The following is a 14,156-nucleotide window of genomic DNA, read 5'->3' as shown; positions in this document are numbered from 1 at the left end:
CGGGCATCAGAACCAGGTTTCCATCTGGATACCGTACTGCCACACACCGCCAGCGTTGAAGTCAGTCTTGCCAAAGGAATCCGTGGCGCTGTACCTGTCCAGGTCCGACGACCAGTTCATGACGCTGGCGAACACGCGCAACTCGGGGCGCGTGAGCAGATCGCCCAGGTCGGGCTTGAAGGTCGGGGCGATCGTGAACTTCCAGAAGTTGCCGTCGACTGCATTGCGTTGCAAGTAGCCCTTGGGGTCGAGCTGCATGGTTTGCCAGCTCATCTCGTAGGCCATTTCGAAATTGCTGTTGATCGCATTGGCCAACCGCACGTTGAGCGTCATCCAGCGGTAGTCATCACCCTTGACGTAGCGGTCCTTGCTTTGCTCAGCCAGCAGGCTCGGGCCGATGCGCCAGTTGGGCGCCAGGGGCGTTTCGCCGTACAGCGCCACGCGCAGGGCACGGGCGTCGTCGATCAGTTCACCATCGGCGCCAATGTTCTTGACCTCGGCCCCCAATCCCTGGCCATAGAGCAGCGCCGTCTTGAAGAAGCCTTCGCGGCCGAAAAAGGTCTTCTGGTGATTGGCGACCATGCTGTGCAAGCCAGAGTCGGCTGGCGCCAGCCCTGCTTCGTTGACGCGGGTGCCGAAGTCGTTTTTCTTCGAGCCGATGGCGTTGAACATCCATTGCCACTGCCCACCGTCGAAAAATTGGTTGGAGGTCAGGATGTAGCTTTCCACATCGGCATTGACGCCGCCCTCGCTGAAGTCCCCGTAGTTGCGACCGATCAATGAGTAGTTCGAGCGCCAGTTCCTGTTCATCTGTACATCGTAGATACCGCCGCCGGTACCCGCCAGATAGACAACATCGGAGTCCAACCAGTGGATGTCGAAATTGTCCCTGTCGAAGCGCTTGCCTGCCCACAGGGTCGAATTTTCGAACATCGCGTTGCCCTTGAATGCCGCGAGGTGATCGAGTTCGGTGAACACCTGGCGCACGTTCAGGTTGCTTTCCTCGGCAGTCCAGTCATTGGAGCTTTCCACGCCGTCGGCAATGGACACGGTGAATTTGGAGCGGGTGCCGTTCTGCGCGTACAGCTCTTTCGACAGGTCGATGCGCATGTAGGTGTCGTCCTCGTTTCCGAGTCGCCCGACGGCGCCACCGACAGAACCGGCCGGCGTGGTGTATGGACCGCCACGACCACCGCCCAAGCCATCGTTGATCAGCAAGCCGGAGCGGGCGTAGCCCTTGAAGCTGAAGCCGTCCGTGAGGTGTGCGCCACTGCCCTGCTTTTCCGTGCTTTGCTGGCGGGCTTCGAGTTTTGCCAGGCGCGCATCAACGGTCGGCGTCGCAACCGGGGCAGCAACGGCGACAGCAGCCGCTGGCGTGGCGAGTTTGATTTGCTGCAGTTCCCTGGCGAGGGCCTGGGTTTGCTGTTCGGCAGCTGCGGCGCGTTTTTCCGCTGCGCTGGCACGGGCTTCAAACGCCGCCATTCGCTCTTCGAGAGTAGCGGCCTGAGAGGTGACTGCCGAGGCGCCGAGCGCGCTTGCGAGTAGCCAGCTTGATGCTTTCTGCATGTGGATTTCCCTGTCTTGTTTTTATTGTTCTGTTGCCGCAGCCGGTCTTTTCCCCAAGGTCCGGATTTATCGATCCTGAGGAAAAAAAGGATGCCTCGTTGCTAATACACTGCTACATTTGGCGATGTTAACGTTAACTTTTCCAAAAACAAAAATAAAGAGGGCTTTATGAAACAGTTCAAATCGCTCGTCCCGACGGCGCTGCTCAGCCTTTGCATCGGGTTTCCATCCCTGTCGATGGCTGCCAACCTGACGATTTCCTGCGGTGCCGTGGGTGCGGAATTGCAACTGTGCAAGGAGGCTGTCGAGGCGTGGTCGAAACAGACGGGCAACAGCGTCGAAGTGGTTTCCACGCCTAACTCGGCGACCGAGCGGTTGTCGTTCTATCAACAGATCCTCAGTGCGCAATCCAGCGACATCGACATCATCCAAATCGATATGGTGTGGCCGGGCATGTTGGCCAAGCACTTGATGGACCTGCGCGAAGTGCTGCCGGCCAACGCCACCCAAGGTTATTTCCAGGCCCAGGTGGACAACGCCACGGTGAACGGACGCCTGGTGACGATGCCGTGGTTCACCGACTCGGGGCTGCTGTATTACCGCAAGGACTTGCTCGAGAAGTACAACAAGCCCGTGCCCCAGACCTGGGAAGAAATGACGATCACCGCCAGGGTCGTCCAGCAGGCCGAGCGTGATGCCGGGAACGCTAACGCATGGGGTTACGTTTTCCAGGGGCGCGCCTATGAAGGCCTGACGTGCAATGCGCTGGAATGGATCAGCAGCCAACCGCAAGGCGGGCTGGTCAACGCGCAAGGCGACATCGTCGTGAACAGTCAGGCCTCGAGGGCGGCGTTGACCCTGGCGAAAAGCTGGGTGGGCGACATCGCCCCGCGTGGCGTGCTCAATTACACCGAGGAAGAAGGACGCGGCGTCTTCCAGTCCGGCAATGCACTGTTCATGCGCAATTGGCCGTATGTCTGGGCCCTGGTGCAAAGCCCGGACAGTGCCGTCAAGGACAAGGTCGGCGTCGCTCCCCTGCCCCGCGGCGGCGCCACGGGCAGCCACGCGTCCACCCTCGGCGGCTGGGGCCTGGCGGTGTCGCGCTACAGCGCCAATCCGAAGCTCGCCGCCGAACTGGTGAGCTACCTGAGCAGTGCCCAACAGCAGAAACATCGCGCCCTGGTGGGTGCCTACAACCCGGTGATCGAGTCGCTCTACCAGGACCCTGAGTTACTCGCCGCCATGCCCTACTACAAACAACTTCACAGCATTCTCAACGACGGGGTCATGCGCCCCGCCTCGATCACGGCCGACCGCTATCCACGGGTGTCCAATGCATTCTTCGATCAAGTGCATGGCGTGCTCGCGGACGAGCGGCCGGTGGACCAGGCGCTGGCCGAGTTGGAAAGCGAACTCACACGGATCAAACGCCGGAGCTGGTAAGCCCCAAGGAAGGAAATCACCATGTCTGTCTCCACGACTCTCGCCCACGACGATGGCGAGCAACTGCTCACCCGGGAAACACCGGTACAACGCCGCCGCGTTCGCGCCGCCTGGCTGTTTCTGACGCCGATGCTGCTGTGCCTGGCACTGGTGGCAGCCTGGCCGCTGCTGCGCACGTTCTGGTTCAGCCTCACCGACGCCAGCCTGGCCGACACCGGCGACGCGACCTTTGTCGGCTTGAGCAACTACCTGTTTCACAGCAGTGCCGGCTGGTCAGGCATCCTGGTCGATCCACAGTGGTGGAATGCGGTGCGCAACACGTTGCATTTCACCGTGGTGTCGGTGGGGCTGGAAATCGTCCTCGGGCTGCTGGTGGCGCTGCTGCTGAACGTCAAGTTCACCGGTCGCGCCCTGGTGCGGGCGTTGATCCTGATTCCCTGGGCGATCCCGACCATTGTCTCGGCGAAAATCTGGTCATGGATGCTCAACGACCAGTTCGGCATCATCAATCACCTCATGCTCGGCCTCGGCCTGATTGACGTGCCCCTGGCCTGGACAGCCGACGCGGACCTGTCGATGTGGGCGGTGATCATCGTCGACGTCTGGAAGACCGTGCCCTTCGTCACGCTGCTGATGCTCGCCGCCTTGCAGATGCTGCCCAGCGATTGCTACGAAGCCGCGAGGGTCGATGGCATTCACCCGGTCAAGGTGTTCTGGTGGGTCACCCTGCCGCTGCTGATGCCGGCATTGTTAGTGGCAGCGATCTTCCGCATCCTCGATTCCTTGCGGGTGTTCGACGTCATCTATGTATTGACCTCGAACTCATCGAGCACCATGAGCATGTCGGTCTATGCCCGCCAACACCTGGTGGAATTCCAGGACGTCGGCTACGGCAGCGCCGCCTCGACCTTGCTGTTCCTCGTCGTGGCGGTGATCGCCATGGCATATCTGTACCTCGGACGTCGTCAACTGGAGGTGCGCTCATGAGCCCTCGCCTGTTGAAAAAAGCCTTGTTGCGCCTCGGCTTCTGGAGCCTGATCGGGACCTTGCTGGTGTATGCGGTCTTCCCTTTCTATTACGCCATCGTGATGTCGTTGAAGCCGTCCAGCGCCTTGTTCCAGGTGAGCTACTGGATCGATAACCCGGACTTCTCCAACTATGTCGCCGTGCTCAACCAGGCCTCGTTCCTGCGGGCCATCGGCAATTCGCTGGTGGTTTCGCTGTGCGTGGTCGCGCTGGCGCTGTTCCTCAGCTTGACCGCCGCCTATGCCTTGGGCCGGGTGAAGTTTCGCGGGCGCGGTCCGGTGTTGATGATGGTCCTCGGTGTCTCGATGTTTCCCCAAGTCGCGGTGCTGTCGGGATTGTTCGAAGTGATCCGTGCCCTGGGCCTGTACAACACGTCCTGGGCATTGATCCTGAGCTATACGATTTTCACCCTGCCCTTCACCGTCTGGGTGCTGACCACCTTCATGGGGCAACTGCCCCATGAGTTAGAAGAGGCCGCGATCATGGACGGTGCGTCACCCTGGGTCACGCTGACCCGCGTGCTGCTGCCGCTGCTCTGGCCGGCACTGGTCACCACGGGGCTCTTGGCCTTCATCGCCGCATGGAACGAGTTCCTCTTCGCCCTGACCTTCACCCTCACCGACTCGCAACGCACGGTCCCGGTCGCCATCGCGCTGATTTCCGGCGGCAGTCCCCATGAGCTGCCTTGGGGCTTGTTGATGGCGGCGTCGGTGCTGGTCACGGTGCCCTTGGTGATTCTGGTGCTGATCTTCCAGCGCCGCATCGTTTCCGGCCTCACTGCCGGTGCGTTAAAGGGTTGAGGCCCAACACAGACAACAAAGGAACAGCATCGTGATCAAGTTGAAGCTGGATAACGTGAACAAACAATTGGGCGGCGCACACATTCTTCGTGACGTCAGCCTGGAAATCTCGGCAGGCGAATTCGTCGTCTTCGTCGGCCCGTCGGGTTGCGGAAAGTCCACCCTGCTGCGGCTGATCGCCGGGCTGGACTCGATCTGTGGCGGCGACCTGCTGATCGACGGACGCCGGGTCAACGACCTGGAGCCGCGCGAGCGTGGCGTCGGCATGGTGTTCCAATCGTATGCGCTGTACCCGCACATGAGCGTCTACGACAACATCAGTTTTGGCCTCAAGCTGGCCAAGACCGAGAAGACCAGCCTGCGCGAGCGCGTGCTGAAAACCGCGCAGATCCTGCAATTGGACAAACTGCTGCAACGCAAGCCAAGGGAACTGTCGGGCGGCCAGCGTCAGCGCGTGGCGATGGGCCGGGCCATGGCGCGGGAGCCGGACATCCTGCTGTTCGACGAGCCGTTGTCCAACCTCGATGCCTCGTTGCGCGTGCAGATGCGCAACGAAATCGCCCGCCTGCATGGGCGACTGGGTTCGACCATGATCTACGTGACCCACGACCAGGTCGAAGCGATGACCCTGGCCGACAAGATTGTCGTGCTCAACGGTGGACGCATCGAGCAGGTCGGCTCGCCGCGGGAACTCTACGAGCGTCCGGCCAGCCGTTTTGTCGCCGGTTTCCTCGGCTCGCCCAAGATGAATTTCCTGCCGGCAAGCCTGCATCACCCAGGCGAAACCAGCCTGATCGACAGCCCCTTGCTGGGGATGACGCGCCTCCCCATCGACAGCACCCACCTGGCGACGAACAGCCCGCTGAGCCTGGGGATTCGTCCGGAGCACGTGTCACTCAACGTGGCCCAGGGAAACACCGGAATCGTCGTGGCCGGGGTCGAATACCTGGGCAGTGAAACCTACGTCCACCTGGAAACAGGCGGCGATGAACCGCTGATCTGTCGCTGCGAAGTCAACGCTGGATGGCGGGTGGGTGACCGGGTCGAGCTGCAACTGGATATCGACCACCTCCACGTCTTCGACGCGCACGGCACGGCGTTGAAGCGCCGCGCCATCGAAAACCTGCCCGACGGCCTCGCTCCGCGCTCGGCCCATGCGGGCGCCCTATGACCTTGTCCTTGAATACCATGAGCAATCCAACACCCGCTTCTCTCGAAATGGCCCAGCAGGCTCTGGAAGATGGTCTGCCGCGCCTGATCCACGACTATCGACCCGACTATCACCTGGCCCCGCCAACCGGTTGGATGAACGACCCGAACGGGGTGGTGTTCTTTCGTGGCGAGTACCACGTGTTCTACCAGCACCATCCCTTCGACGCCCAATGGGGCCCGATGTATTGGGGCCACGCCAAGAGCGCCGACCTGGTTCATTGGCAGCACCTGCCCATTGCCCTGGCGCCGGGCGATGACTTCGACCGCGACGGTTGTTTTTCAGGGAGTGCGGTGGTGTGTGGCGACACCCTGGCGCTGATCTACACCGGGCATACCTGGTTGGGCGACATCGGTGACGAACGCTTCATCCGCCAGGTCCAGTGCCTGGCCACCAGTGTCGACGGCGAGCGGTTCGTCAAGCATGGCGCCGTCATCGAGCACGCGCCGCAAGCGGGAATCATGCACTTTCGCGACCCCAAGGCCTGGCACGCGGATGGCTACTGGTACCTGATCGTCGGGGCGCGCCTGGCCGATACACCACTGCTGCCGCTGTACCGCTCCACCGACCTGCGCGCCTGGGAATTCCTCGACTACGCGTCCAGGGGCACTGACGGCGATGGCTACATGTGGGAATGTCCTGACCTGTTTCGCCTGGACGGACGCGACGTATTGTTGTACTCGCCGCAAGGCATGCAACCGGCGGGATACGAACGGCTCAACAAGTACCAGACCGGTTATCGCATTGGCCGCCTCGACAGCGACTGGCACTTCACCGGCGGGCCGTTCATCGAACTGGATAACGGTCACGATTTCTATGCTGCGCAAACATTGGCAACCGTCGATGGCCGGCGCCTGGTGTGGGCCTGGCTGGACATGTGGGAAAGCCCGATGCCGAGCCAGGCCCATCACTGGTGCGGCATGCTCGGCTTGCCGCGCGAGCTGGAACTGCAAGGCGATCGCCTTGGCACGTTCCCGGCACGGGAACTGGTCGCGCTGCGCCAGGCGCCATTGCCGAGCGTCGCGCCGTGGGGCGAATCTGGCTACTGTTCGGTGCCGCAAGTGACGGGCGACAGGCTCGAAATCCATGTGCACCTGGACCTGCTCGGCTGCACCGAAGGCCAATTGGGCGTCGCCTTGCGCTGCAGTGCCGATGGGCAGGAACAGACCTTGCTCTATTACGATGCGGCACTGCGACGCCTGGTGCTAGACCGCGGCCGCTCGGGTGCGCAAGTGAGTGGCCAGCGCAGCGTCTCGATAGCGCCCGAGGAAACGCAACTGCACCTGCGGGTGTTCCTCGATCGTTCGTCCATCGAGGTGTTTGAGGACAACGGCCGCTTCAGCCTCAGCAGCCGCATCTACCCACGGCCCGATAGCCTCGGGGTGACGCTATTGGCAAACGGGACGGGTGGGCGTGTCGCCATTCCCAAGGCGTGGCCGCTGGGGTCGGGATGGCTGTGAGTCGGGTCATTCGAGTCGCGAGAAACCAGGGGCCTGTGTCATGATTCCACGTCAACCTGACTGGCCACACTTCGCATGACTTCCGTGAAAGACGTTGCACAGCTGGCCGGCGTATCCCTGATGACGGTTTCGCGCGCGCTCAACACGCCGGAAAAACTGAGCCCCGAAACCCTTCAACGGGTACGTCGCGCCATCGATGAATTGCAGTTCGTACCGAGCCTGTCGGCGCGCCGGATGCGCGGCGACAACTTGCAGGCGCGCACCATCGGTGTGTTCGCACTGGACACCGCGACTACGCCGTTCGCCGTCGAGTTGCTGCTGTCCATCGAACAGACCGCGCAGCAGGCTGGCTGGAATGTCTTCATCCTCAACCTGCTGAGCAGCCCGCCCACCGACCAGAACATCGACTTGATGCTGTCGCACCGCCCCGACGGCTTGATCTTCAGCGCCATGGGGTTGCGCCAGGTGAGCATTCCCGAGCGACTCAAGAGCAAGCCCCTGGTGCTCGCCAATTGCCTGGCCGATGACAGCCAACTGGTCAGCTATGTGCCGGACGATGAAGCTGGACAGTATCGCGCCGTGCATCACGCGCTGAGCCAAGGCTACCGGCGTCCGCTGTGCATCAATCTGCCCAGGAAGAGCGTCGCCTGGAGCCTGCGTCAACAGGGCTTGCAACGCGCCTGCCAGGCATTCGGGCTGGCGCCTGGCGCACTGTTGCAATACGACCTTTCCGACCACGATGCCTATGGTGAAACCGCCGCCATTCTCGAACGGCATATCGTGGAAGGTCGTCCGCAATTTGACATCCTGGTCTGCGGCAACGACCGCATTGCCTTTTGCGCCTATCAATGGTTGTTGGGCCGTGGCCTGAAAATTCCCGATGATGTGGCTGTGCTCGGCTATGACAACATGATCGGCATCGCCGAATTGTTCATGCCGCCACTGACCACAGTCCAACTGCCGTACTACGAGATTGGTCGCCAGGCGGCCACGCACCTGATCGAGACCCTCGACGTCTCGGGCACCCGGCCCGTGGATTGTCCACTGGTGCTCAGGGCATCGTTGTAGTCCCACAGGGATAGTGAGTGTTCATGAGCTTTGCATCCAGCCTGCTCCCACAGTCTTGAACGCCCAATCGTTATTTCGCGAATAACTGGCTCATGTCCTTGAACGCCTTGAACTCCAGCGCATTGCCGCACGGATCGAACAGGAACATCGTCGCCTGCTCGCCGACCTGGCCCTTGAAGCGCACGTAGGGTTCGATCACGAATTGCGTGCCGAAGGACTTCAACCGCTCGGCCAGCGCTTCCCACTCAGCCCAGCCCAAGACCACGCCAAAATGCGGCACCGGCACATCGTGGCCATCCACCGCGTTGCTGTGCACGCTTTCCTGGGACGCGGTCTTGGGATGTTCATGAATCACTAGCTGATGCCCGTAGAAGTTGAAGTCGACCCACTGCTCGCTGGAGCGGCCCTCCTCCAGTCCAAAGACTTGGCCATAAAAAGTGCGGGCTGCCGCCAGGTCATAAACCGGAATCGCAAGGTGGAAAGGTGAGAGGCTCATCGGGACTCCAGGAACGTTTTTTGTTTATCGGGTACGCACCGGCGCGTGCATTCCATCGTAGGCGCGCAGGCACAACAAAAAAATCAATATAAATTTCTTAGAAACACAACTAATGTTGATCAATGATCAAAGAACTCAAGACCCTCATCGCCGTGGCGCGCGAAGGCACCTTCGCCGCCGCCGGGCACAAGATCGGCCTCACCCAGGCGGCGGTCAGTGCGCAGATCCAGCGCCTGGAAACCGAGCTGGGCTTCGACCTGTTCGACCGCAAAGGCCGCTCGGCCCACCTCAACAAGCGTGGCCAGCAGATACTCCTGCAAGCCCAGGAGCTGATTCGCCTTTACGAGAATCTCGGTTCCACGACGCCCGGGCTTCCACCCAGCGTATTGGTGAATATCGGTGCGATCGCCTCAGTCCAGCGCGCCTACCTGCCGGACGCCCTCGCCAGGTTTCACCAGCAATGTCCCCAATGCCGCACGCGTGTCGTGCCCGGCCTCTCGGTCGAGTTGATCAACCTGGTGGACGCCGGCGAGATCGACATGGCGGTGATGATCCGTCCGCCGTTTTCGCTGCAAAGCGATCTGCGCTGGACGACGCTGGCGCTTGAGCCTTATCGGCTGATCGTCCCGCGTAAGATGCCGGGCGAGGATTGGTCGGCGCTGCTGTCCGGCCAACCCTTCATTCGTTATGACCGCTCTTCCTTCGGCGGCAGGCAAGTCGATCGCTTCCTGCGGCAGATGCATTTCACACTGCGTGAGGTGTGCGAGCTGGATGAACTGGACGCGATCATCAAGCTCGTCGAGAAAGGCGTCGGTGTCGCCCTGGTGCCGCAGACCTCAGCCCATCAACCATGGCCCAAGGGCGTGCGGGCACTCGACCTCGGGGCGCACACGTTTCATCGTGATATCGGCCTGATCCACCGGTCGCGACAGAGCCTGGCCGACCCCGTCGCGATCCTGGCCGAACTGGTCATCGCGCAGGCCGGCGGCGGGATCGGATAGACCAGCCGTGGACCTGCATGACCCTCCTCACCAGACCGCGATATGTGAATCCGCCCGAGGCTCGGTCCCGCCGCACAGCACGCCGCTGACGGGATCGCGCAGGATGATCTGGCCGCGTCCATAGTCGGTCAGGTCACTGGCAACCGTGACTTCATGGCCGCGTCTTGCCAGCGCATTGATCAAGTCCCGGGAAGCCCCCTGCTCGATCCCGACCTTCATTCCGCCCAGCCATTGCCAGCGCGGCGCGTCCAGGGCCGCTTGCGGGTTCAGGCCGAAATCCACCAGGTTCATGACCATCTGCACATGCCCCTGGGGCTGCATGTAGCCGCCCATCACGCCGAACGGGCCGAGGGCCTCGCCATTGCGGGTGAGGAAACCCGGGATGATGGTATGAAAAGTCTTCTTGCCCGGGGCCAGGCAGTTGGCGTGGTTCGGATCGAGGCTGAATTCCTGACCGCGGTTCTGCAGGGCAATGCCGCTGTCGGGTAGCACCACGCCGGAGCCGAATCCGTGGTAGTTGCTCTGGATGAACGAGACCATGTTGCCCTCCCCATCCGCCGTCGCCAGGTACACCGTGCCACTGGCGTGGGGATCGCCGGGCTTGGGCGGTTGGGCCTGCTCGCCGATCTGGCCGCGACGGCGGGCGCTGTAGTCGGCGCTGAGCAGATCGGCGACCGCCACGCGCATGTGCAGGGGGTCGGTGATGTGGTGCAGGCCGTCGCTGTAGGCCAGCTTCATCGCCTCCAGTTGGCGATGCCAGGTCTGTTGGCTGTCGCGGTGATCGAAGTTGAAACCCTCCAGGATATTCAACGCCATCAACGCCACCAGGCCCTGCCCGCTCGGCGGGATTTCCCAGACATCCACGCCTCGGTAATTGACGTGGATGGGCTCTACCCACTGGGCGCGATAGTCCTTGAGGTCCGAGGCACGCAGGTAGCCGCCGCTGGCCCGGGAATGGGCGTCCAGGCGCTCGGCCAATGCGCCGCGATAGAGGCTTTCGCAGCGGGTATCGGCTAATTCCTGCAGGGTCTTGGCCTGGGCCGGATTGCGAAAAATCTCCCCGGCCCGAGGCGCGCGGCCATCGATCAGGAAGGTCTCGAACCAGGTGTCCAGCACGGCATCGCGATGGGGCGTGAACTCGTTCACCGCGACTTGCCATTGATGGGCGACCACCGGTGACAAGGCAAAGCCGTCCCGCGCCAGGCTGATGGCCGGTTGCAGCAGCTCGGCGAAGGGCAGTTTGCCGAAGCGTCGGGACAACTCGGCCCAGGCTGACGGGCAGCCCGGGACCGTCACCGGTGTCCAGCCATAGACCGGCATCTTTTCATGGCCGGCGGCCTTGACCGCCTCGATGCTCAAGGCGGCCGGCGCATGGCCGTTGCCGTTGAGGCCATGCAGCTGGCCCTTGCACCAGACCAAGGCAAAGGCGTCGCCGCCGATGCCGCAGCCCGTGGGTTCCACGACAGTCAATGCTGCCGCCGTGGCGATGGCGGCGTCGATGGCATTGCCGCCTTTTTGCATGATTTCGATGCCCGCCTGAGCGGCCAGGGGCTGGGACGCGGCGACCATGCCTCGACGGGCGAAAACGCTCTGGCGTTGCGATGGATAAGGGTACTCATGGGCAGAAAATTTCAGCATGGCGAAAGGCTCTTCAATGCGGCAATTCAGTCGCTGGAAAAAGTCAAAGCACCCGGCTGAGAAACGCCCGGGTACGCGGATGAATGGGGTGGCAGAAAATCTGCTCCGGCGGCCCCTGTTCGATCAGCTCGCCCTGATCGAGCACTACCACGCGGTCGGCCACTTCCCGGGCAAAACCCATTTCGTGGGTCACCACGACCATGGTCATGCCCTCCTCGGCCAGTTCCTTCATCACCTGCAGCACCTCGCCGACGGTCTCCGGATCGAGGGCGCTGGTAGGTTCGTCGAACAGCATGGCCTGGGGTTTCATCGCCAAGGCACGGGCAATCGCCACCCGCTGCTGCTGGCCGCCGGAAAGCATCGACGGATAATGATCGGCCTTGTCCGCCAGCCCGACCCGCTCCAGCAACCCGCGGGCCTGTTCCAACGCGGCGGCGCGCGGCACGCCGAGCACCTGGATCGGCGCCTCGATGATGTTTTCCAGCGCAGTCATGTGCGGGAACAGGTTGAAGCGCTGGAACACCATGCCGATGTCGCGCCGCTGCCGGGCGATGTTGCGCTCTGACTCACGCACCAGGCTGCCATCGGCCCGCTCGCGATAGCCCATGGCGCGACCATTGACGCGGATGCGTCCGCCCTGGATGTCTTCCAGCAGATTGATGCAACGGATGAAGGTGGTCTTGCCCGAGCCCGACGCACCGATCAGCACCACCACTTCGCCGCGCCGCACTTGCAAGGAGATGCCCTTGAGAATCTGCAACTCGCCAAAGGACTTGTGAACGTCCAGCGCCTCGATGATCAACTCTTCGCTTTTGTGCGCCATGGTCAACGTGCCCTCAGCAGGTTCAAGGTGCTGCGACCGAACATCCTCGTCGACGCAGGCGGTGGCGACGAAGGCCGGTCCGACTGGCCGAAGCGGGCCTCCAGCCAGCGCTGGAAGAAGCCCCACAACGTGGTCAGCAAGAGGAAGTAGATCGCCACCACCAAATACAACTCGAACACCCGGAACGTCGCCGACGTGACCATCTGGGTACTGAGCAGCAATTCCTGCACACCGATCACGCTGACCAGCGTGGTGTTCTTGAGCATCACATTGAACTCGTTACCCAACGGCGGCACGATGACCCGGAACGCCTGGGGCAAGACGATGCGGCGCATCAGCTTGGCGAAGGTCATGCCCAGAGAGCGTCCGGCCTCGTATTGGCCCTTGTCCACCGCGCCGATGCCGGCGCGAATGATCTCGGCCATGTACGCGCCTTCATTGAGGCCCAGGGCGATGATCGCCGCCTGGATATTGCCGGGGATCACCAGGCCAAAGAGTTCGATGTCTTCGAAGCGGAAGATCCCGCCGGCGGCCAGCGCCGTGTAGAGGAAGACGATCTGCACCAGCAGCGGCGTACCGCGCATCAGCCACACGTAAAAACGCACCGGCAGATGCAGCAACGGGTTCCTCGACAGCCGCAGCAGCGCGGCGGCCAATCCCAGCACGCAGCCCAGCAGCATCGCCAGCACACTGATCACGCAGGTCAGCCAGAGCCCGGTGAGGTACACCCCGCTGGGTTGCAGCAGGTACTGCCAGAACACATCCCAATTGAAATTCATCAAGGGTCTACCTCAATCAAGTGTGTCACTGGCGACATGCCATTTGCCGAGCAGTTGGCTGTAGCTGCCGTCGCCGCGCATGTCGCTGACGACTTGCTGCACGGCGGCGGTCAGTTGTGGATCGTCCTTGCGAATGCCCAGCCCGGTGAGAATCCGACTGAAGGCTGGCACGCCTTCCTCGAACAACTCGGGCGCCATTGCCGCGTAGTAACCGGCGGTTTCCACGGTGGTGCCGTAGGCGTGGACCTGGCTGATGCGCAGGGCCTGGAAGGCATCGGTGTCGGTGTTGTAGACCACCAGTTTCATCGGCGGCTTGCCGGCCTTCGCCAGGCTTTCGTTCTCGGCGTCGAGCAGGGTCTTGATGGTGGACCCGTTGAGCACCGCAACCTTGTGTCCGGAAAGATCCTTGAGCGTCTTGAGGCCCTTCGGATTGCCCTTGGGCACCACCACCGCCTGGCTGGAATACATGTAGTTGACGATGTCGATCACCTCACGGCGCTCGGGCTTGTCAAACAACTGGTCGACGATCATGTCGCACTGCTGGGCCAACAGCGCCGGCAACAATCCGGAAAACGGAATCACCCGCCACTCGACCTTCTTGTTGCCCAGGCGCTTGGCGATTTCCAGCCCCAGGTCCACGGTCAATCCCTTGGGTTTCTGCGCCTCGTCGAAGGACACCAGCGGCGGCGAGTCCATGCCCGAGCAGTAGACGAGTTTATCGGCCTTGAGCAGGCGCTCCGGGACAACGGGCGCGGCAATCGCCCACTGAGCGCAGAAACCCAAGGATAAAGCGGCGACCAACAGGCGAGGCTTATGCATGACCAGACACTCCAGTTCATTAATGAC

The 14,156-nt window shown here is 62.1% G+C and carries 13 protein-coding genes; 7 read left to right on the top strand and 6 right to left on the bottom strand.

Features of this window, described 5'->3' with window-relative positions:
* Positions 1–6: 6 nt before the first annotated feature.
* Positions 7–1,566, bottom strand: coding sequence for a carbohydrate porin (locus Q7C33_RS08435; RefSeq protein ID WP_407683188.1), 1,560 nt, complete (start codon positions 1,564–1,566; stop codon positions 7–9).
* Positions 1,567–1,734: 168 nt separating this feature from the next.
* On the opposite strand from Q7C33_RS08435, the gene Q7C33_RS08430 reads away from it, so the two are divergent.
* The 6 genes from Q7C33_RS08430 (at position 1,735) to Q7C33_RS08405 (ending at position 8,573) form a co-directional block, all read left to right on the top strand.
* Positions 1,735–3,009, top strand: a complete 1,275-nt coding sequence (locus Q7C33_RS08430) for an ABC transporter substrate-binding protein (protein WP_407683187.1) — start codon at positions 1,735–1,737, stop codon at positions 3,007–3,009.
* Positions 3,010–3,030: 21 nt separating this feature from the next.
* Entirely contained in the window at positions 3,031–3,996 is a 966-nt protein-coding gene (locus tag Q7C33_RS08425) for a carbohydrate ABC transporter permease (protein WP_407683186.1), read from the top strand.
* A complete protein-coding gene (locus Q7C33_RS08420) occupies positions 3,993–4,835 on the top strand; it encodes a carbohydrate ABC transporter permease (RefSeq protein WP_407683185.1) in 843 nt (280 codons plus the stop codon). Before Q7C33_RS08425 ends, Q7C33_RS08420 begins: the two co-directional genes overlap by 4 nt.
* 31 nt (positions 4,836–4,866) lie before the next feature.
* Complete coding sequence (locus Q7C33_RS08415; RefSeq protein WP_217859677.1) at positions 4,867–6,006, top strand: ABC transporter ATP-binding protein; 1,140 nt, start codon at positions 4,867–4,869, stop codon at positions 6,004–6,006.
* Positions 6,003–7,505: a glycoside hydrolase family 32 protein gene (locus Q7C33_RS08410; RefSeq protein ID WP_258647469.1), complete on the top strand. Its 1,503-nt coding sequence runs from the start codon at positions 6,003–6,005 to the stop codon at positions 7,503–7,505. Before Q7C33_RS08415 ends, Q7C33_RS08410 begins: the two co-directional genes overlap by 4 nt.
* 75 nt (positions 7,506–7,580) lie before the next feature.
* The gene (locus Q7C33_RS08405) at positions 7,581–8,573 is read left to right on the top strand and encodes a LacI family DNA-binding transcriptional regulator (protein WP_407683184.1); all 993 of its coding nucleotides are present in this window, start codon (positions 7,581–7,583) and stop codon (positions 8,571–8,573) included.
* Between the two features lie 70 nt (positions 8,574–8,643).
* On the opposite strand, the gene Q7C33_RS08400 is transcribed toward Q7C33_RS08405, so the two are convergent.
* On the bottom strand, positions 8,644–9,069 hold the full coding sequence (locus Q7C33_RS08400) for a VOC family protein (protein ID WP_030141599.1): 426 nt from the start codon (positions 9,067–9,069) through the stop codon (positions 8,644–8,646).
* 122 nt (positions 9,070–9,191) lie between these two features.
* On the opposite strand from Q7C33_RS08400, the gene Q7C33_RS08395 reads away from it, so the two are divergent.
* Positions 9,192–10,070 carry a LysR substrate-binding domain-containing protein gene (locus Q7C33_RS08395; RefSeq protein ID WP_407683183.1) on the top strand — a complete coding sequence of 293 codons (879 nt, stop codon included), beginning with the start codon at positions 9,192–9,194 and terminating at the stop codon, positions 10,068–10,070.
* A 27-nt stretch (positions 10,071–10,097) separates the two neighbouring features.
* On the opposite strand, the gene Q7C33_RS08390 is transcribed toward Q7C33_RS08395, so the two are convergent.
* From Q7C33_RS08390 to Q7C33_RS08375, 4 genes are read right to left on the bottom strand one after another with little or no spacing between them, the layout of a single operon-like run.
* Entirely contained in the window at positions 10,098–11,708 is a 1,611-nt protein-coding gene (locus Q7C33_RS08390; RefSeq protein ID WP_323154927.1) for a gamma-glutamyltransferase family protein, read from the bottom strand.
* Between the two features lie 43 nt (positions 11,709–11,751).
* Positions 11,752–12,531, bottom strand: a complete 780-nt coding sequence (locus Q7C33_RS08385) for an amino acid ABC transporter ATP-binding protein (protein ID WP_024616526.1) — start codon at positions 12,529–12,531, stop codon at positions 11,752–11,754.
* Between the two features lie 2 nt (positions 12,532–12,533).
* Entirely contained in the window at positions 12,534–13,310 is a 777-nt protein-coding gene (locus Q7C33_RS08380; protein ID WP_323154928.1) for an amino acid ABC transporter permease, read from the bottom strand.
* 12 nt (positions 13,311–13,322) lie between these two features.
* Positions 13,323–14,129, bottom strand: coding sequence for an ABC transporter substrate-binding protein (locus Q7C33_RS08375; RefSeq protein WP_407683182.1), 807 nt, complete (start codon positions 14,127–14,129; stop codon positions 13,323–13,325).
* Between the last annotated feature and the right edge of the window lie 27 nt (positions 14,130–14,156).

Source organism: Pseudomonas sp. BP11-1-1, assembly GCF_052112105.1.
Lineage (GTDB): Bacteria > Pseudomonadota > Gammaproteobacteria > Pseudomonadales > Pseudomonadaceae > Aquipseudomonas > Aquipseudomonas alvandae.
Note: the sequence above shows the minus strand (reverse complement) of the source record. Positions and strands in the feature narration are given on the sequence as shown.

Bases quoted from the DNA above. Each gene is read 5' to 3' on its own strand.
- Q7C33_RS08435 (WP_407683188.1), bottom strand. From the start codon at position 1,566: ATGCAGAAAGCATCAAGCTGGCTACTCGCAAGCGCGCTCGGCGCCTCG.
- Q7C33_RS08430 (WP_407683187.1), top strand. From the start codon at position 1,735: ATGAAACAGTTCAAATCGCTCGTCCCGACGGCGCTGCTCAGCCTTTGC.
- Q7C33_RS08425 (WP_407683186.1), top strand. From the start codon at position 3,031: ATGTCTGTCTCCACGACTCTCGCCCACGACGATGGCGAGCAACTGCTC.
- Q7C33_RS08420 (WP_407683185.1), top strand. From the start codon at position 3,993: ATGAGCCCTCGCCTGTTGAAAAAAGCCTTGTTGCGCCTCGGCTTCTGG.
- Q7C33_RS08410 (WP_258647469.1), top strand. From the start codon at position 6,003: ATGACCTTGTCCTTGAATACCATGAGCAATCCAACACCCGCTTCTCTC.
- Q7C33_RS08405 (WP_407683184.1), top strand. From the start codon at position 7,581: ATGACTTCCGTGAAAGACGTTGCACAGCTGGCCGGCGTATCCCTGATG.
- Q7C33_RS08400 (WP_030141599.1), bottom strand. From the start codon at position 9,069: ATGAGCCTCTCACCTTTCCACCTTGCGATTCCGGTTTATGACCTGGCG.
- Q7C33_RS08395 (WP_407683183.1), top strand. From the start codon at position 9,192: ATGATCAAAGAACTCAAGACCCTCATCGCCGTGGCGCGCGAAGGCACC.
- Q7C33_RS08390 (WP_323154927.1), bottom strand. From the start codon at position 11,708: ATGCTGAAATTTTCTGCCCATGAGTACCCTTATCCATCGCAACGCCAG.
- Q7C33_RS08385 (WP_024616526.1), bottom strand. From the start codon at position 12,531: ATGGCGCACAAAAGCGAAGAGTTGATCATCGAGGCGCTGGACGTTCAC.
- Q7C33_RS08380 (WP_323154928.1), bottom strand. From the start codon at position 13,310: ATGAATTTCAATTGGGATGTGTTCTGGCAGTACCTGCTGCAACCCAGC.
- Q7C33_RS08375 (WP_407683182.1), bottom strand. From the start codon at position 14,129: ATGCATAAGCCTCGCCTGTTGGTCGCCGCTTTATCCTTGGGTTTCTGC.